The 18,503-nt window shown below is 61.8% G+C and carries 15 protein-coding genes; 10 read left to right on the top strand and 5 right to left on the bottom strand.

Annotated elements, in window-relative coordinates; all coding sequences use genetic code 11:
• Positions 1 to 7 precede the first annotated feature (7 nt).
• The gene (locus NQ230_RS20360; RefSeq protein WP_257258865.1) at positions 8 to 5,590 is read left to right on the top strand and encodes an ATP-binding protein; all 5,583 of its coding nucleotides are present in this window, start codon (positions 8 to 10) and stop codon (positions 5,588 to 5,590) included.
• A gap of 21 nt (positions 5,591 to 5,611) precedes the next feature.
• Here NQ230_RS20360 and NQ230_RS20355 read toward each other — a convergent pair whose 3' ends face one another.
• On the bottom strand, positions 5,612 to 6,211 hold the full coding sequence (locus NQ230_RS20355) for a response regulator transcription factor (RefSeq protein ID WP_257258864.1): 600 nt from the start codon (positions 6,209 to 6,211) through the stop codon (positions 5,612 to 5,614).
• A gap of 185 nt (positions 6,212 to 6,396) precedes the next feature.
• Positions 6,397 to 6,783 (bottom strand): VOC family protein, encoded by a 387-nt coding sequence (locus NQ230_RS20350; protein ID WP_257258863.1) that lies wholly within the window; start codon positions 6,781 to 6,783, stop codon positions 6,397 to 6,399.
• 88 nt (positions 6,784 to 6,871) lie between these two features.
• On the opposite strand from NQ230_RS20350, the gene NQ230_RS20345 reads away from it, so the two are divergent.
• Both NQ230_RS20345 and NQ230_RS20340 read left to right on the top strand, forming a co-directional pair.
• Positions 6,872 to 7,474, top strand: coding sequence for an ATP-dependent Clp protease proteolytic subunit (locus NQ230_RS20345; RefSeq protein WP_008501342.1), 603 nt, complete (start codon positions 6,872 to 6,874; stop codon positions 7,472 to 7,474).
• Between the two features lie 134 nt (positions 7,475 to 7,608).
• Positions 7,609 to 8,730, top strand: a complete 1,122-nt coding sequence (locus NQ230_RS20340) for a ribosomal protein uL16 3-hydroxylase (protein ID WP_163330742.1) — start codon at positions 7,609 to 7,611, stop codon at positions 8,728 to 8,730.
• A gap of 100 nt (positions 8,731 to 8,830) precedes the next feature.
• Here the strand turns inward: NQ230_RS20340 and NQ230_RS20335 are convergent, their stop codons facing one another.
• Entirely contained in the window at positions 8,831 to 10,249 is a 1,419-nt protein-coding gene (locus NQ230_RS20335; RefSeq protein ID WP_047646554.1) for an aminotransferase-like domain-containing protein, read from the bottom strand.
• A gap of 176 nt (positions 10,250 to 10,425) precedes the next feature.
• On the opposite strand from NQ230_RS20335, the gene NQ230_RS20330 reads away from it, so the two are divergent.
• Positions 10,426 to 10,587, top strand: coding sequence for a DUF1127 domain-containing protein (locus tag NQ230_RS20330; RefSeq protein ID WP_013095422.1), 162 nt, complete (start codon positions 10,426 to 10,428; stop codon positions 10,585 to 10,587).
• A 136-nt stretch (positions 10,588 to 10,723) separates the two neighbouring features.
• On the opposite strand, the gene pdxR is transcribed toward NQ230_RS20330, so the two are convergent.
• Entirely contained in the window at positions 10,724 to 12,112 is a 1,389-nt protein-coding gene (pdxR, locus tag NQ230_RS20325; RefSeq protein WP_257258860.1) for a MocR-like pyridoxine biosynthesis transcription factor PdxR, read from the bottom strand.
• A gap of 102 nt (positions 12,113 to 12,214) precedes the next feature.
• On the opposite strand from pdxR, the gene NQ230_RS20320 reads away from it, so the two are divergent.
• Positions 12,215 to 12,694, top strand: coding sequence for a carboxymuconolactone decarboxylase family protein (locus NQ230_RS20320; protein ID WP_213823157.1), 480 nt, complete (start codon positions 12,215 to 12,217; stop codon positions 12,692 to 12,694).
• Here NQ230_RS20320 and NQ230_RS20315 read toward each other — a convergent pair.
• Positions 12,681 to 13,583: a LysR family transcriptional regulator gene (locus NQ230_RS20315; protein WP_257258858.1), complete on the bottom strand. Its 903-nt coding sequence runs from the start codon at positions 13,581 to 13,583 to the stop codon at positions 12,681 to 12,683. The genes NQ230_RS20320 and NQ230_RS20315 overlap by 14 nt on opposite strands.
• A 100-nt stretch (positions 13,584 to 13,683) precedes the next feature.
• Here NQ230_RS20315 and NQ230_RS20310 point away from each other — a divergent pair, with 100 nt between their 5' ends.
• From NQ230_RS20310 to NQ230_RS20290, 5 genes are all read left to right on the top strand, one after another.
• Positions 13,684 to 15,099, top strand: a complete 1,416-nt coding sequence (locus tag NQ230_RS20310) for an aldehyde dehydrogenase family protein (protein WP_257258857.1) — start codon at positions 13,684 to 13,686, stop codon at positions 15,097 to 15,099.
• 152 nt (positions 15,100 to 15,251) lie between these two features.
• The gene (locus NQ230_RS20305; RefSeq protein WP_257258856.1) at positions 15,252 to 15,575 is read left to right on the top strand and encodes an antibiotic biosynthesis monooxygenase family protein; all 324 of its coding nucleotides are present in this window, start codon (positions 15,252 to 15,254) and stop codon (positions 15,573 to 15,575) included.
• Positions 15,568 to 15,966, top strand: a complete 399-nt coding sequence (locus NQ230_RS20300) for an amino acid-binding protein (RefSeq protein WP_257258855.1) — start codon at positions 15,568 to 15,570, stop codon at positions 15,964 to 15,966. Before NQ230_RS20305 ends, NQ230_RS20300 begins: the two co-directional genes overlap by 8 nt.
• Positions 15,938 to 16,633: an ArsR/SmtB family transcription factor gene (locus tag NQ230_RS20295; RefSeq protein WP_257258853.1), complete on the top strand. Its 696-nt coding sequence runs from the start codon at positions 15,938 to 15,940 to the stop codon at positions 16,631 to 16,633. Before NQ230_RS20300 ends, NQ230_RS20295 begins: the two co-directional genes overlap by 29 nt.
• 512 nt (positions 16,634 to 17,145) lie before the next feature.
• On the top strand, positions 17,146 to 18,288 hold the full coding sequence (locus NQ230_RS20290; RefSeq protein ID WP_442778909.1) for an IS481 family transposase: 1,143 nt from the start codon (positions 17,146 to 17,148) through the stop codon (positions 18,286 to 18,288).
• The last annotated feature ends 215 nt before the right edge of the window (positions 18,289 to 18,503 follow it).

Genomic DNA, 18,503 nt, shown 5'->3' with positions numbered 1-18,503 from the left:
ATCGCGGATGAACGAACACGAGCAGCCTGCATTCTGGCCCGCCCAGGGGAATCTTCACCAGGGGCGGGTTTTTGTCCTTAAAGAGGATGTGATTTTTACCGTGCTGGCGCAGGAGGGCGGTATCGCCTGGATGCACGCGCGACATCCCCATTCTGGCGGCTCGTTCATTATCGCCACCGCGGTGAGCGACGAAGAGGAAGAGCGGGCCACCCGGCTGCTCAAAAACGAGTTTGCGCTGCGCGACGCGCTGCAGGACAGCTGGGCCATCCGCGCCGTTGCCTCCACCCAGTACCGGGGGCGCTTCGCGCTGGTGTATGCCCCGTTTGCGTTTGAGCTGCTGGCGCGGCGCGCGGGCAGGGCGATCTCGGGGATCGCGCGCTTTATCGAGATGGCGATCCAGATCTGCGCTCCCCTGCGCCAGATGCATCTGCAAAACCTGATCCACGGCGATATCAAGCCCGGCAGTATTTTTGTTCATCACGATGCCACCTGCCGTCTGGGCAGCTTTGGCCTTTCCAGCAGTCTCTCCGATGCCGTCACCCAGGCCCGGCTTGCCGTTTCAGGCGGTACGCCCGCGTATATGTCGCCGGAGCACACCACCCGCACCCAGCGCCCCGTCGACGGCCGCAGCGATCTCTACAGCCTCGGCATGGTGCTGTATGAGCTCCTGACCGGACGCCTGCCGTTTGAGCTGGGGGAGGACGAACAGACCAACTGGGCGCACTACCATATTGCCTCCGCGCCGCTGGCCCCGGACGCGATCCGCCCGGACGTGCCGGAAATGCTGTCGACCATCATTCTGAAGCTGCTGGAAAAGCACCCCGATAACCGCTACCAGACGGTCGACGGGCTGATTGCCGACCTCCGCCGCTGCCAGGCGACGCTGACCTGCGAGGGCGAGATCGTCGCCTTTACCCCCGGCCAGCAGGACCGCACCCCGGCGATCCATCTGGCGGACTCCCTGTTCGCGACGCATCCGCAGGCGAACGACGTCATTGCCGCGTTTGAGCGGGTGGGGCAGAGCCTGGCGCCGGAGCTGGTGACGATCGGCGGGCCGTCGGGGATCGGCAAATCCTCAATTATCGCGACGGCGCTCAAAACGCTGCAGCAGCGTACGGTGCTGCTGGCGGTGGGCAAAGTCGACCAGTTTTCACCGTCGCTGCCCTACGGCGTATTAAGCTCCGCGTTCCGCACCCTGACGCTGCACCTGTTGGGGCTGCCCGCAGAGGACGTGGCGAAGTGGAAAATCCGCCTGTCTCGCGCCCTGGAGGGGCACGAGGCGCTGGCCGTCAGCCTGGTGCCCGAGCTGGGCCTGCTGCTGGAGAGCAAGCCGCGCTTCTCGGCGGATACGTTTTCCATTGATGCCCGGGCGCGCTTCAGCCATATGGTGCTGGCGCTGGTAAAAACCTTTGCTTCTCAGGGCTGTCCGCTGGTGCTGGTGCTCGACGATCTCCAGTGGAGCGACGCCGCCAGCCTGCACACCCTCAAATATCTGCTGATGAACTGCGGCGCTGTTCCGCTGCTGGTGGTCGCGGCCCACCGGGATATCAGCGCTGTGTCCGACGCCGCCCTGCAGGCGCTGCTGGCGAGCCTGCCGGAAGCGGCGCAAAACGCGAGCGAGATTGTCCCGCAGGCGCTTTCCGTAAAAGCGGTGGCGCGCTGGCTGGCGACGGTATTTCGCACCCGCAGCGCGGCGACGACCGACCTCGCCACGCTGATCCACGAGAAGACGGGCGGCAACCCGCTCTTTGTGCACGAGTTTTTCCGCCGCATCGTCGATGACGGCCTGGTGGTGCACAACAAATATCAGGACAAGTGGCACTACGATCTGCAGGCGATCCGCGCCAGGCATTACACCGAAAACGTCGTCACCCTGGTGCTGGAGCAGCTTGAAGAGCTGCCCGACGAGACGCGTCGCCTGCTGGGCAGCATCGCCTGCCTCGGCGGCACGGGCGAGATGGAGATGATCTGCCGCGTGGTTGGCCTGTCGATGGCGGAAATGCGCTATGCGCTGCACCCGGCGGTGATGGCCCAGCTCATCGTGCTGACGGAAAAAAAGTACGCCTTCACCCACGACCGGGTGCAGGAGGCGGCCTTTGCGCTGCTCGAACGGCATGAGAAAAGCCATATTCACCTGACGACCGCCAGCCTGCTGGCCGACGCCGCGCGTCAGGCGGCGGGGAACGAGCTGCTGTTCCGCGCCGTTCACCACGTCACGGCCGCGCTGGACAGCATCCAGCCCGCGCCGCAGCGGCAGATGTTCCGCGAGCTGAGCCTGCTGGCCGCGCGACGCGCGAAGCGTTCGGGGGATTATCTTTCGGCGCTCGGCTATATCCAGACCGCCAGAGCGCTGGGCAACGCCGGGACGGTGTCGGACTTTATGCTCGATATCGAAGAGGCGGGCTGCGAGTTTGCGCTGGGGCACCTGGAGCGAACCCGCGAGCTGTGTGACGCCATTCTCGGCTGCCCCGGCGGGCTGACCGAAAAGGCGCTGGCGGCCAACCTGCTGGTGGAGGTGTACATTCGCCAGTCGGACAGCCGTCTGGCGCTGGAGGCGGCGCTCTGCTGGCTGGGGATTTTCGGGATCCAGATTAGCCGCTATCCGGAAGATGCCGACTGCGACGAGGCCTGGGCGCTGTTTTGCAACCGCACGGCCGACGCGCCGCAAAGCCGCTATGCTCAGCTTTCGCGGATGGATAACCCGGAAACCGAAGCGGTGATGAACCTGCTCTACAGCGCTAGCATCTGCGCCAGCTTCATCTGCCCGCGCCTGCACTTTTTGCTGCTCTGCCGCATGATGCACCTGACCCTCGACCACGGCATTACCGGCGCGTCCACCACGGCGATGGCCTGGTTTGGCGTGCTGATTGGCCACCGCTACGCCGAGTACCGCCTCGGGTTCCAGTACGGCACCCTGGCCCGCGAGCTGGTCAATCGCCACGGCTACGACGCGTTCGAAGCCAAAACCCTGTTGCCGCTCGACCAGCTCAGCGTCTGGACCCAGTCTTTATCGTTTACCATCGAGTGCGCGAAGGCCTGCTTCACCTCGGCGGTCACCCACGGGGATATGACGATGGCCTGCTTTGCGGCCTGCCACCAGGTGATTAACTTCCTCTCGCGGGGCGATCACCTGGACGGGGTGCTGACCAGCATCGATCGCGGCCTGGCGTTCGTGCGTAAAACCCACTTCCAGGACGTGGAAACCATTTTGATGGTCCAGCGCGGCTACGTTGAGTTTCTGCGCACGCCGGTCATCGGCACCTGGACCGCGTCGCAGGTGCTGCCGGAGGCGCTGCTTCCCGCGTCGCCGGAGCAGGCGCCGGAGAAGAATTCCACCATGCTGTTCTGGTACTGGCTCTATCGCGGCATGGCGCACTTTACCTGCGGCGAATATGCCGACGCGCAGGCGGATCTCGAGATGGCGGGCTGGTACGCGTGGTCTGCGCCGGGGCACATCCATCTGCTGGATTACCATCTCTACAGCGCCCTGGCGCTGTCGCGTCAGCTGACGCCGGAGACCTTCTCGGCGAATCACCGCCGCAGCATTCACGCCCACTACGACAAAATTGCCCTCTGGGCGCGCGTTAATCCCGGCACGTTTGCCGATAAAGAGGCGCTGATCTACGCCGAAATCGTGCGGCTGGACGGGATGAACAGCATTGCGCTCGAGCAGTATGAGAAGGCGGTCCGGCTCTCCCGCGAGGGCGGGTTTAACCCGATCAACGCCCTGGCCCACGAGCTGGCGGGGCGCTTTTCGCTGGCCTGCGGTTACCCGACCGCCTCGGACGCGCACTTCCGCGGCTCGATTGCCGCCTGGGGCCGCGCGGGCGCGCAGGCCAAGGTGCGCCAGCTGGAGCAGGATTTCCCGCACCTGCTGGCCTCCGGGCAGGCCAGCGCCTACGACACGGTGGCGTTCGCCCAGAACGAGACGATCCGCGATCTGCAAAGCGTGATCAAAGCCTCCCGCGCGCTGTCGGAAGAGATTAACCTTGAGCGCTTAATCGAAAACCTGATGACCATCCTGCTCGAACGCGCCGGGGCGCAGCGCGGCCTGCTGCTGCGCGTGAGCGAGAGCCTCATTCCGGAGATCGAGGCCAGCGCCTGGACCAGCACCGAGGGCGTGCGGGTGCGGATCCTGAAAGACGTGCCGACGGCGACCGACCTGCCGCTGTCGGTGCTGGCGGCGGTGATCCGCACCGGGCAGGAGATCCGCACCGGCAGGCCGGAGGAGTTCCATCCCTTCAGTCAGGATCCCTATCTGGTGACCTCGGGGGCGGCGGTGATGTGCGTCCCGATGTTCAAGCAGGCGCGGCTGGTGGGCGTGCTCTACCTGGAAAACCGCCTGATGCCGGAGGTTTTCACCGCCGAGCACTCGCGCGTGGTGAGCCTGCTGGGCGCGCAGGCCGCGGTATCCCTGGAGACGGCGCGGCTGTACGCCGAGCTGCTGGCGGAGAACATCCAGCGTCGGCGGGTGGAGAAAGAGCTGCGATCCAGCCAGACCTCGCTGATGCTCGGCGAGCAGATCAGCCACACCGGCAGCTGGCGCTGGGAGCTGGAGCAGGATCTGATGTTTGTCTCGGAAGAGTACGCCCGCATTCTCGGCCTGCCCGAGCGGCAAAAGATGATCTCCATGGCGGAGTTTTTGACTTTCGTTCATGAGGACGATTACGTCCGCATCAGCGCCATCGTCACCGAGAGCGTGCGCGACGGGCTCTCCATGCGCGCGGAGTTCCGCGTTAAGCGTACCGACGGCTCAACGCGCTACCTCCTCGGGATTGGCGATCCGGTAGGCGTGGGCAGCGAGGTGAACGAGTATTACGGCATTATCACCGACATCACCAGCCAGCGCGCTGCGGAGGATGCGATGCGGGTCGCGCAGGCGGATCTGGCGCGGGTCTCCCGGGCCACCACCGTCGGGCAGCTGACCTCCTCCATCGCCCATGAGATCAATCAGCCGCTGATGTCGATCGTCTCGAACGCCGGGGCGAGCCTGCGCTGGCTCAACCGCGAGCCCGCCCGGCTGGATAAAGTGCGCGAAGGGCTGGAGGAGATCGCCGCGGAAGGCGCGCGGGCGGGAGAGATCATTCGCAGCATCCAGTCCCTGACGCGCAAGCAGGATCCCACCTTCTCGCGCATCGACATGCACTACCTGATCCACCATATCATCACGCTTTCGCGCAGCGAGCTGGAGCAGCGACACATTAGCGTTGATTATCTGTTAAGGGCGCAGGACAGCTTTATCACCGGCGATAGCGTGCAGATCCAGCAGGTGCTGCTCAATCTGGTGATGAATGCGGTTGAGGCGATGGCCGAGGTGAAGGATCGCGCCAGCACCATTACCCTCAGCACCGCCAACGCGGACGGGAAGGTGATCGTCGAGATCGCCGATACCGGGAGCGGCATTGAGCCCGAGCGGCTGGAGCAGATTTTTGACTCGTTCTACTCCACCAAAGCGCAGGGGATGGGGATGGGGCTGACCATCAGCGCCAGCATCATCGAGCGCCACTGCGGGAAGCTGAGCGCGCGCCGCCGGAAGCCGTACGGCACGGTGTTTGCGTTTGCGCTGCCGCTGGCGGCGCAGGAAGGGTAAAGGTTACTCCGCGGGCAGGCTTTAGGTCAGGCGCTCAACGGCCCTGACCAGCTCCGCCACGGAGCGCACCTGCATTTTCTCCATCACCCGGCGACGGTGCACCTTAACCGTGATCTCGCTGACGCCCAGCTCGGCGGCAATCTGCTTGTTCAGCATGCCGGTTATCGCCAGCGTGAGCACCTCGTGTTCGCGCGGGGTGAGGGTCATGTGGCGCTGCTTCAGGGCGTAGTGCTCTTTATTGCGCGCGGCGTTGTGTTCCGCCAGCTGAAGTGCGGACTCGATGGCGTCGATAAGCGCGGTGGATTCGACGGGCTTGGTGAGAAATTCGTACGCGCCGCCTTTAATGGCGCGCACCGACATCGGGATAGTGCCGTGGCCGGTAAGAAAAATAATCGGGATCTCGCGCCCGCTGTCCTTGAGCGCGTCAGCCACCTCAAATCCTGAGATGGCGGGCATTTGCATATCGAGGACCACGCACGACGGCAGCTCCTCAAACCGGTGTTGAAGAAACGCTTCTGCCGATGAAAAGCCGACGGCGTTCAGGTCTGCCGAATCCAGCAGCCCGATCACGGACTGCCTGACGGCGTCATCGTCATCTACCACATACACAATGTGTTCCATTCACCGCCCCGGTGCTGATTGACATGTCGAGGATGCAAACAATCCCGACGGTTACGTAAGGGACTGTTTATGCTGACTTTCATCTTAACACATTAACTATCATTATCATTTCACAATATGATAACCGTATGAAGATGAAGTATAGCGATACGTGGCCGGGGCGGTTAAGCAACGAAACGCTGATTTTATGCACCCACAAGTTCGATGCGGTTGCCGTCCGGATCCGCGATCACCGCTTCATAGAAGCCGTCCCCGGTCATGCGCGGGGCGCTGAGCAGCGTGCCGTTTGCCTGCGCCCGCTCGGCCATGCTGTCGACCTTTGCTTTGCTGCCGACGTTGATGGCGATATGCGCCCAGCCGATAAACTCCGGGTGCGCAGGGGCGTCGGGCAGATTCGGGAGCGTCATCAGCTCGATGGTCGGCCCGTTATCCAGCGTAATAAAGTGAGATTCGAAACCGGGACGATTTTTACTGACGTAGCGTTCGTTTCTGCGGCCATTAAACACCGTTTCCCAGAACTCAACCTGGGCGTTCAGGCTGCGGGTCCAGAGTGCGACATGTGCAATATTCATATGCTCCCTCGTTATTTGTCTGTGAGGACTTTGATCGGTAAAACAGGCTACACTCTGGTTTTGAGCGCTACAAGCTGAGGAAATAACAATGCACTACACACTGAAAGAAAGCGACAAGGATAAAGCGGAAGGGTCAAACGGCGCGGGCGCTCTGCAGCAAAAACTGCTGGAGTCCCGTTCGATTGTGATCTCCGGTGAGATCAACCAGGAGCTGGCGCAGAAGGTCATCACCCAGATGATCCTGCTGCAAAGCGTCAGCAACGATCCGATCAAGTTGTACATCAACAGCCAGGGCGGCCACGTGGAAGCGGGCGATACCATCCACGACTTCATCAAGTTCATCCGCCCGGAAGTTCACGTCATCGGCACCGGCTGGGTGGCGAGCGCCGGGATCACCATCTTCCTGGCGGCGAAGAAAGAGCACCGCTACTCGCTGCCAAATACCCGCTTTATGATCCACCAACCGCTGGGCGGCGTGCGCGGTCAGGCAACGGATATTGAGATCGAAGCGCGCGAGATCATCCGCATGCTGGATCGCGTGAACAAGCTGATCGCCGATGCCACCGGCCAGCCGCTGGAAAAAGTGAAAAAAGACACCGACCGCAACTTCTGGATGTCTCCGGCAGAAGCGCTGGACTACGGCATCGTAGGCAAGCTGATTACCCATTATGACGAGCTGAAGCTGGATTAAGATTTACGTCGTGTACGTGTCGGGTGGCGGCCTCGCCTTACCCGACCTACACGCCCTCGTTTGACCCATGACAAGTTCCCCCTCTGCCTTCTTGCCTATAATCGCGCCTGTTTCCCCTCTCACTGGTGCTACCCATGGCGTATCAACTGAACCTGAACTGGCCGGAATTTCTTGAGAAATACTGGCAAAAACAACCCGTAGTGCTGAAAAATGCCTTCCCGAATTTTGTCGACCCGATTACCCCGGACGAGCTGGCAGGGCTGGCGATGGAGCCGGAAGTCGATAGCCGTCTGGTGAGCCATTTCAACGGCAAATGGCAGGCCAGCAATGGTCCGTTTGAGCACTTTGACGATCTGGGTGAAACCGGCTGGTCGCTGCTGGCGCAGGCGGTGAACCACTGGCATATGCCCGCCGCGGAGCTGGTGCGTCCGTTCCGCGTCCTGCCGGACTGGCGTCTGGATGACCTGATGATCTCCTTCTCCGTCCCCGGCGGCGGCGTGGGTCCGCATATCGATCAGTACGACGTGTTTATCATTCAGGGGATGGGCAGCCGCCGCTGGCGCGTGGGCGACAAGCTGCCGATGCGTCAGTTCTGCCCGCATCCGGCTCTGCTGCATGTGGATCCGTTTGAGCCGATCATCGACGAAGATCTGGCCCCGGGCGACATCCTCTACATCCCGCCTGGATTCCCGCACGACGGCTTTACCCACGAGACGGCGCTCAACTACTCCGTCGGCTTCCGCGGGCCGAACGGTCGCGATCTGATCAGCAGCTTCGCCGATTATGCGCTGGAAAACGATCTGGGCGGCGAGCACTACAGCGATCCGGATCTGACCTGCCGCGAACACCCGGGCCGCGTGGAGCAGTACGAGCTCGATCGCATTCGTCAGATGATGATCGACATGATCGGCAAGCCGGATGATTTCACAAAATGGTTCGGCAGCTTTGTCTCGACGCCGCGCCACGAGCTGGATATCGCCGCCGCCGAGCCGCCGTACGCGCCGGAAGAGGTGCTGGACGCGCTGCAGGGAGGCGAAACGCTGTCTCGCCTGAGCGGCCTGCGCGTGCTGAACGTTAACGGCAGCTTCTTCATCAACAGCGAACAGCTGGAGACGGTAGACGCGAAGGCGGCGGATGCGCTGTGCCGCTACACCGAACTCGGCCAGGCCGAGCTGGGCGATGCGTTGAATAATCCGGCGTTTGTTGAAGAGCTTACCGGGCTGATTAACCAGGGGTACTGGTACTTCGACGAATAGTGCGGCCTGTTGCCCGGTGGCGCTGCGCTTACCGGGCCTACAACGGCGGTTTTCTCCCTCTCCCTGTGGGAGAGGGTCGGGGTGAGGGCATCAGGCCGCACTAGCCCTCCTCCATCGCAATCACAATCGCTTCGCCCATCTTCTTCAACGCCTCGCGATTCTTCTCCGTCGGCGGAAGCGCCACGTTGATCCTCAGACAGTTGCGGTACTTCCCGGAGGCGGAAAACAGCGACCCGGCCGCGGCCTGGATCTTCAGCCGACACAGCTGCTTGCTGACGCACACCATGTCGACCTTCTCCGGCAGCTCAATCCACAGCAGGAAGCTGCCCTGCGGGCGCGTGACGCAAATCTCTGCAGGAAAATACTGCCGCACCCAGCAGGTGTAGGTTTCCATATTCTGCTGATAAATCTGGCGCATACGGCGCACGTGACGATGGTAATGGCCGTCGCGAATAAACGCCGCCACCGCCATCTGCGTGCCCGGCACGTTAAACCCGCCCGCGGCGTATTTCATGTGCATCACCCGGTCGTAATAGCGCCCCGGCACAATCCAGCCGACGCGCAGACCCGGCGCCACGGTTTTGGTAAACGAGCTGCAGAGGATCACGCGGCCGTCGATATCCATCGAATGAATGGTGCGCGGGCGCGGGTACTCCGCCGCCAGCTCGCCGTAAATGTCATCCTCCACGATCACGATATCGTGCCGCTGGGCCAGGGCTAACACCTGCTTTTTCCGCGCTTCCGGCATGATAAACCCGAGTGGGTTATTGCAGTTGGGCACCAGGATCACCGCCTTGATCGGCCACTGTTCCAGCGCCAGCTCTAACGCCTCGATGCTGATCCCGGTCTCGGGATCGGTGGGAATTTCAATCGCCTTGATGTCAAACCCGCGCAGCATCTGCATGGTGCCGTGAAACGACGGCGACTCCACCGCCACGATGTCCCCCGGCTTGCACACCGAGAGTAGGGCGATCGACAGCGCGCCGTGGCAGCCGTTGGTGATGACAATCTCGTTCGCTGCCACGGTCGAGCCGCCGTCCAGCATCAGGCGGGCGATCTGCTCGCGCAGCTCCAGTCGGCCGTCGAGCACGTCATAGCTCAGCATTTCACCCGGATTATGCTGCGCGATGCGGCTCATCTCGCGCCACAGGGGCTTCAGGCTCGGCTGGTTAATATCCGGCGAGCCGCCGCCAAAGGAGATCATCTCTTTGTCGGCGCGGGCGTCCAGCAGCATCATCACCTCATCCCACTGGGTGACGTCCACGGGGCGCTGCACCGGGCGCGTCATGGCCGGAACCGGCGGCTGGGCTTTGCGCTGCGAAACAAAATAACCGGATCGCGGCTGAGGGGTGATCAGCTGGAGATTTTCGAGGATCTGATAGGCCTGCTGTATGGTGCTGATACTCACGCCGTGCTCCTGGCTCAGCGTGCGTACCGACGGCAGACGTTCGCCGCTGCGATACAGCCCTTGTTCAATGCGTTCTGCCAGAAGGTTGGCGAGATGTTGATAGCGCGTCATGCTGTATCCTTTGTTATCACCATACAGATTGTAAAACCAGTACAGATTGCCGTAAAAATTGGCATGCAGATACTGTTTTAGCGGATCTGTATGGTAAACAAAAGCAGTTTTTGAATCTGTATTGTACAGACCGTTTTCCATGATGATAACCCCACTGACACAGCGAGGAGAGCATCATGGAATTCTACGAGAATCGTTCAAAACGTCCGTTTATTGTGTTTGTCTGGATCGGCAAAACGATCTGCAACTGGTATCGCATCAACCGTACCCGCCGCATCCTGAGCCAGATGAGCGACGAGCAGCTCAAGGACGTTGGATTGTCGCGGTATGACGTGTGAGGCATTTATCGCCCGGTGGCGCTACGCTTACCGGGCCTACGGGATCGAGTAGGCCGGGTAAGGCGTAGCCGTCACCCGGCGATATTCAGCGCCGATCCTGTAGGCCGGGTAAGGCGTAGCCGCCACCCGGCGATTTTCAGCTCAACAGCGCAAGTGTCTGCCGCTTCGGTCTTTCCAGCAAATCCACCGCCTCCTGATACGACCGCACGTTGTTATATCCCATCACCAGCCCGTAGCGTTTGCCCGACCCGCGATACCACTCCGAAAGCGCATTCACCTGCAGCTGCTGTTCCTGCCAGCAGCGCGCCACTTCCCGGTCACCGCTTCCTCTGGTTAGAAACGCCACGATATGCATCCCGCCGTCGTTTTGCTCGGTGAAAAACAGATCGCCATACACCTCGCGCAGGGCGGCAATCATCCAGTCGCGACGGGTCTGATACAGCGCTCGCATCTTTTTCAAATGACGGAAAAAATGCCCTTCGTTGAGAAACGCGGTGAGGATCTTTTGCGTCAGCACCGGCTGGCCGCTGGTGGTAATGTCCGCGCAGTCGGTAAAGGCCCCGACGGTGCTGGCGGGCATCACCACGTAGCCCATGCGCAGCGACGGCATGATGGTTTTACTGAAGGTGCCCATAAAAATTACACGGTCGTGTTGGTCGAGGCTTTTCAGCGACGGCAGCACCTTGCGGGTGTAGTGAAACTCCCCGTCGTAATCGTCTTCAACGATCCACGTCTCGTTCTGGCTGGCCCAGTCGAGCAGCTGCTGCTTGCGCGGCAGCGAGAGGGTGACCGCCAGAGGGCTCTGGTGCGACGGGGTGACGATGGCAAAACGGGCGTCGCGATGGTGACGGAGCAGGTATTCCGTATCGATGCCGCAGCGATCGACCGGCACCGTGTGCAGGCGCGGCACGATCCGCTTGAGCAGCTGCTGGCCCATAAAATAGCCCGGATCTTCAAACACCACCTTGTCGCTGCGGCTGGCAAGGGTGTCGAGGATCAGCCGCAGGCTGCCGCTGTAGCCGCTGGTGATCAGCACCTGTTCGGCACTGCAGGACAGCCCGCGTGAAATATTGAGATAGCTGGCGATGGCCTGGCGCAGCGGATACCAGCCCAGAACGGGCGGGTTGAGCATCTCCTCCTGACGCATGGCGCGCGTCGCCTGGCCCGCCAGCAGCAGCCATTTTTTATAGGGAAAGCTGTCGAGGGCCGGGATGCCGGGGCGCAGAAACCCCGCCCGCTCGCGCTGGCTGATGAGCGATGCTGGAAGCGTGCCGGTGGGCTGTTCCGCAGGGGCATTGTTATCCGGCAACAGTAAATCCGGATTGACCCGCGTGCCGCGCGCGCCCTGGCTCACCAGATACCCTTCACCCGTCAGAATGGCGTACGCCGTTTCGACGGTTTTACGCGCCACCTTCAGCTCTTCCGCCAGCACGCGGATGGCGGGCACCTTATCGCCCGGCTTCAGCACGCCGCGCGTGATGTTGTCGCGATAGCGGGAATAAATCTCGTGATAGCCCGGCTTCATGTCCTACCTCGTTTCACGCTTTTTGTATCTTTTTACTATGTCATTAACGGCGTAGATTTGCTGCATTGCATGACATATGCCGCACAAAAAAGAGGAAAGACAATGAGCACTCGCGTTAACCACCATAAAGTTACACCTGCCCTCGCCAACGCCCTGTCCGCCCTGAGCATGGAAGTGGCAAAAACCTCCATCGACCCGGCGCTGAAGCACCTGATCGACATTCGCGTATCGCAGCTGAACGGCTGCACCTTCTGCCTGGATATGCACTCGAAAGAGGCCAAAATCGGCGGCGAGCGCGAGCTGCGCCTGTACCATCTGGCGGCCTGGCGCGAGTCCCCGCTGTTCAGCGCCCGTGAGAAAGCCGCGCTGGCCTTCACTGAAGCGCTGACCCAGATTGGCGTTCACGGCGTGAGCGACGCGCTGTACCGCAGCGTGGCGGAGCACTTCTCGGACGTTGAGATTTCAGAGCTGAACTTCGCCATCGTGGCGATCAACGCCTGGAACCGTCTGGGGATCACCTCCCGCATGGCGCCGGGCTCGCTGGACGCGGCTTACGGGCTGAATAAGGCTAACCTGGAATAATCCCGCGCTCGCGGATCGTCGCCACCAGCGCCCGTAGCCCTGGCGGAACGTGGCGATGGCCGGGGTAATACAGGCGTAGCCCGGCAAAGGGCTGCGCCCAGTCGTTTAAGACGCTCACCAGTTCTCCCCGCTCAAGCTCTTCACGGATATACAGTTCCGGCAAAAATCCCACCCCTAATCCCGCTTTCACGGCGCGGATCGAGGCAAAAAGATCGGACGTCGCAAAGCGCGGCGGCACGGCAAGGGCGTACGTTTCCCCCCGACGCGCCAGCTCCCAGCGGTAGATCCCGCCGTGGGCCATGCGCATGCCGATCCCCTGATGTGAAAGCAGATCGTCCGGCGTCTGCGGAATGCCGTGGCGTGCAAAATAGTCCGGCGTGGCGGTGACCAGCTGGCGGATCTCCCCGGTCAGCGGCACGGCGATCATGTCCTGCGGCACGGACTCCTCAAGGCGGATCCCCGCGTCAAAGCCTTCCGCGACGATGTCGATCATTCGCGCTTCGCTGACGGTCTCTACGCGCATCTTCGGGTAGCGGATCATAAAGTCGATCAGCAGCTGGTCCAGAAACAGGGTGCCGATATGGTTCGGCACGTTCAGCCGTAGCGTGCCAGCAGGTTCCCCGGTGTCGCTGTGGATCTCCTCGCTGGCGAGACGGATCTCCTGCAGGGCCGGGCCGATACGCGCCACGTAGCGCTGTCCGGCGTCGGTGAGTGCCACGCTGCGGGTGGTGCGGTTAAAGAGGCGGGTATCAAGGCGGCTCTCCAGCCCGGCGATGGCGTTGCTTACCGCCGTGGCGGACATGCCCAGCTCCTGCGCCGCGGCGCGAAAGCTGCCGCGCCGCACTACCGCCATCACCACTTCCAGCTCTGTCAGACCTGAACGATGCATAGATTATCCTGAAAATCGAAACAACCCTTGCAGCATAGCGTGGATTATCGCAACGGAAAAGCCGTGCCAGACTGTGCTCACACAGCCTGAGGAGGTTTATATGCACACCATCGAACAGATCTTTATTAACGGCGAATTTGTTACCCCGCACGGCACCGAGTGGTTTGATTTGTACAACCCGGCGACGGCGAAGGTCATCGGCCAGGTTCGTCTGGCGGATGAGGTTGACGCGGAGCGCGCCGTTGCGGCGGCAAAAGCGGCGTTTCCGGCGTGGTCGCAGACCACAAAGCAGGAACGCATCGCGGCGCTTAAACGTATGCACGCCGCCGTGGCCGCTCGCCACGACGATCTCCTGGAAGCGATCGTTGAAGAGTACGGCGCGCCCGCCTCGCGCTCGGCGTGGATGGCCAGCTATCCGGCGGAGGTGATTGCTCAGGCCATTGAGGCGCTGGAGGCGTTTGAGTTCGTCACTCCCGCAGGCGCGGCAACGGTGCAGATGACGCCGCTTGGGGTGGCCGGGCTTATCACGCCGTGGAACAGCGACGCGGGCTTTATCTGCGGCAAGCTGGCGGCCGCGCTGGCGGCGGGCTGTACGGCAGTCATCAAGCCGAGCGAAATGAGCGCCCTGCAAACCCGGATTGTCACCGAAGCGCTGCGCGATGCCGCGCTGCCGCCGGGCGTGTTTAACATCGTCACCGGGCGCGGCGAGACGGTAGGTGAGACCATCAGCCGCCATCCGGACGTGGCAAAAATCTCGTTTACCGGCTCCACGAATACCGGCAAGGCGATCCTGCGCAACGCGGCGGAGAGCTTTAAGCGCGTGACCCTGGAATTAGGCGGCAAATCGCCGACGATCCTGCTGGATGATGTGGATCTGGCGCAGGCGATCCCGCTGGTGATTCAGGCCGGGTTTATGAACAGCGGGCAGGCGTGCGTGGCCGGGACGCGCATTCTGGTGCCGCAGGCGCGTAAGGCGGAGATCGAAACCGCGCTGGCGCAGGCCGTGGCGGCGGTGAAATCCGGCGACCCGCGCGATAGCGCGACGGACGTCGGCCCGATGGTCAGTGAAAAGCAGTGGCAGCGGGTACAGGGCTATATCCGTAAAGGCACCGAAGAGGGGGCGCGTCTGTTGGCGGGTGGTGAAGGGAGACCGGACGGGACGCGAGATGGCTGGTTTGTGCGCCCGACGCTGTTTGCCGACGTGAACAACCGGATGGCGGTTGCCCGTGACGAGATTTTTGGCCCGGTACTGTGCGCGATCCCCTATCGTGACGAGGCGGAGGCCGTGGCCATTGCCAATGACACAGAATACGGGCTGAGCGCGATGGTGCTGGGCGGCGATGCGGACCGCGCGCGCCGCGTGGCGCAGCAGATTGTTTCCGGTCGCGTGCTGGTGAATACGCTTGCCCATGAACCGAAAGCGCCGTTCGGCGGGTTTAAGCACTCCGGCGTGGGGCGCGAGATGGGCGAGTGGGGGATTAGGGCGTTTATGGAGCCGAGGTCGATTCTGGGTTAAGACCCGCCCGGTGGCGCTGCGCTTACCGGGCCTACAGGAGCCCGTAGGCCGGATAAGCGCAGCGCCATCCGGCACAACACTTCGCTCCTTACCGAAGCATTGTTCCTCTCTACCCTACATTCTCTCCTCACCCTCACAACGGAGAGACACCCATGATTGCAGTCCTTTTCGAAGCCAAAGCCGCGCCTGCCCATCAGGCGCGCTATCTTCAGCTTGCCGCAGAGCTTAAGCCTTTGCTGGCCGACATCGACGGCTTTATCGATATCGAACGGTTCCAGAGCCTGACCACCGACGGCAAAATTCTTTCCCTTTCCTGGTGGCGGGATGAAGAGGCCGTCCGCAGCTGGAAGCAGAACGTCTTCCATCAGGCCGCGCAGGCCGAAGGGCGGGAGTCGATTTTTTCTTTTTACCGTATTCGGGTGGCGCAGCTGGTGCGGGAGTACAGTTCCGAAACCGGAGGGTGCGCGGATGTATGACGTTCATGTGATTTTTAGCGATATCCCCGGTGAACTGGCGCGCTTTGGACAGCTGCTGGGGCACAACGGCGTGGGGCTGGAAGGCGGTGGCGTATTTGGCACGAATGCCCACTTCCTGGTGGAAGAGGGGAAAAAAGCCCATCGCGTGCTGGTGGAAGCCGGGTTCAACGTGCAGGCCGTACGCAAGCCGGTAATCAGAAAACTGAAACAGGAGCGGCCCGGCGAGCTGGGCGAGCTAGCGGCCGCGCTGGCCGCAAAGGGCGTGTCTATCCTGACCCAGTACAGCGACCACGCGAATCACCTTATTCTGCTGACGGATGATGATAAGCTGGCCGCAGAGATCACCGAACCCTGGGCGACATATGTTAAAAACGAGCATACCTCCAGATAACAGCGCGGCGCTGGAACAGGCCGTTGCGGCTGTGGCGGCGGCAATGGCCGATCCGTCGCGCGTGAAGATGCTGTGCGCGCTGATGGACGGGCGGGTGTGGACCGCTACCGAGCTGAGCGCGGCGGCAGACGTTGCGCCGTCGACCGCCAGCGGGCATCTCGCCCGGCTGGTGGAGGGAAAGCTGATTACCTGCCTGTCTCAGGGGCGGCATCGCTACTATCGCCTGGCGGGGCACGACGTGGCGGCGCTGGTCGAGCAGATGATGGGGATCTCCTGGAGCCGCATCACCCCGCCGGAAAGCACCGCGCCGAAAGCCATGCGCGAAGCGCGAACCTGCTACGACCATCTTGCCGGAACGGTCGCGGTCCAAATCTATGATTTTATGCAGGCGGAAGCCTGGCTGGAGGCAGACGGTTCTGCGCTCACGCCGTATGGCCGGGAGCAGTTCCTGAAGCTCGGTATTCCGTTAACGCCTCACCCCCGTCGAAAGGCCTGCTGCGCCTGCCTGGACTGGAGCGAGCGGCGGTTTCACCTTGGCGGCGAGGCGGGTGCGGCGCTGCTTATTCATCTGGAAAACAAAGGGTGGATCCAGCGGGTGGCGGGGTACAGGGAGGTGGTGATGACGGCGTCGGGGAAAAGTGCCGTTCAGAGACTTTTTAGCCGCTAAACTCTGCTGCGGGCTGGTGCCCTCACCCCGACCCTCTCCCACGGGGCTGAGGGTTCCCCAGTAATTTTTTAAACTGGAAGCGATTAGAGTTTCATCAGTAAAATGAATAGCTTACAGCGATATCTTGGTCCGGCTGTAAATCGCTGAGGCGTTTCCTGTAGGCCGGGGCGAGGCGCATGGATGCGCCGAGAGGGCGGGCTTTACAGGGATGTTACCTCCGCCCGTACCCGATAAGCCGGAAGGAATAAGCCGAAGGCACCGCGTAGCGGCGATTTACCGCCGGGAGCCCGGGTTGCCAGGGTGGTGGCGATTGAGCCACCCTGGCACGTTCACCGGTTATGGCGTTACAGAGTAGCAAGAAAATTGAAGTGAACGGAAATACCACCTTAGCCGTATGTTCCCCTCACCCTAACCCTCTCCCCGTGTACGGTCCGGGGACATAGTGAACACTTGTTCGGGGACATGGTAGACACTTACAACTAAGGCATAAGAACCCGTTTATGGAGTCGCTTATGCCCTGGGATGCGAGAGATACCATGTCATTACGTACCGAGTTTGTTTTGTTCGCCTCGCAGGACGGGGCGAACATCCGTTCCCTCTGCCGTCACTACGGCATTTCACCTGCCACCGCCTACAAGTGGCTTCGCCGCTGGGCGGAGAAAGGTGCCGCCGGCCTTCAGGACCGGCCCCGTATACCGCACCATTCCCCGAACCGCTCATCTGACGACATCACCGCCCTGCTGCGCATGGCACATGACCGCCATGAACGCTGGGGAGCCCGCAAGATAAAGCGCTGGCTCGAGGACCGGGGGCACCGCATGCCCGCCTTCAGCACCGTCCATAACCTGATGGCCCGCCATGGCCTGCTGCCGGGCGCTTCACCGGGTATTTCCCCCACGGGACGGTTCGAACATGATGCGCCGAACCGCCTCTGGCAGATGGATTTTAAGGGCCACTTTCCCTTTGGCGGCGGCCGCTGCCATCCGCTCACCCTGCTGGACGACCACTCCCGTTTTTCCCTGTGCCTGGCGCACTGTACTGATGAACGCCGCGAGACCGTGCAGCAGCAGCTTGTCAGCGTGTTTGAGCGTTACGGCCTGCCGGACCGGATGACGATGGATAACGGCTCACCGTGGGGCGACACCACCGGCACCTGGACGGCGCTGGAGCTGTGGCTGATGCGCCACGGTATCCGGGTGGGGCACTCCCGGCCTTATCATCCGCAGACGCAGGGCAAGCTGGAGCGTTTTCACCGCAGCCTGAAGGCGGAAGTGCTGCAGGGAAAATGGTTCGCAGACAGCGGTGAGCTGCAGCGCGCCTTCGACCACTGGCGCACGGTGTACAACCTTGAACGCCCGCACGAGGCGCTGGATATGGCGGTACCGGGCTCGCGGTATCAGCCGTCAGCGCGGCAGTACAGCGGCAACACAACGCCCCCGGAATACGACGAGGGCGTGATGGTCAGGAAGGTGGATATCAGCGGAAAGCTGAGCGTGAAAGGGGTAAGTCTGAGCGCAGGCAAGGCGTTCAGGGGAGAACGGGTCGGGCTGAAGGAGATGCGGGAAGACGGCAGCTACGAGGTGTGGTGGTACAGCACGAAAGTGGGGGTGATCGACCTGAGGAAAAAGTCGATCACCATGGGTAAAGGATGTTAAAAAGTGTTCACCATGTCCCCGAACACCTGTCTACCATGTCCCCAGACCGTACACCCCGGAGGGGCGAGGGGATTGTTCACTGCTCGCTTTAATTTGTGGGGAACCCTCAGCCCACGGGGAGAGGGAGAACATCGTTTTCGCAATTCCTGCACTTTTGCCTCTCGTTTCTTGATACTTACCCTGATAACTATTATCTTGACCGCGTGTGACGAGAG

The organism is Enterobacter asburiae (genome assembly GCF_024599655.1).
Lineage (GTDB): Bacteria > Pseudomonadota > Gammaproteobacteria > Enterobacterales > Enterobacteriaceae > Enterobacter > Enterobacter asburiae_D.
The sequence above is the reverse complement of the archived record's forward strand: the minus strand, read 5'-3'. Positions and strand labels throughout refer to the sequence as shown.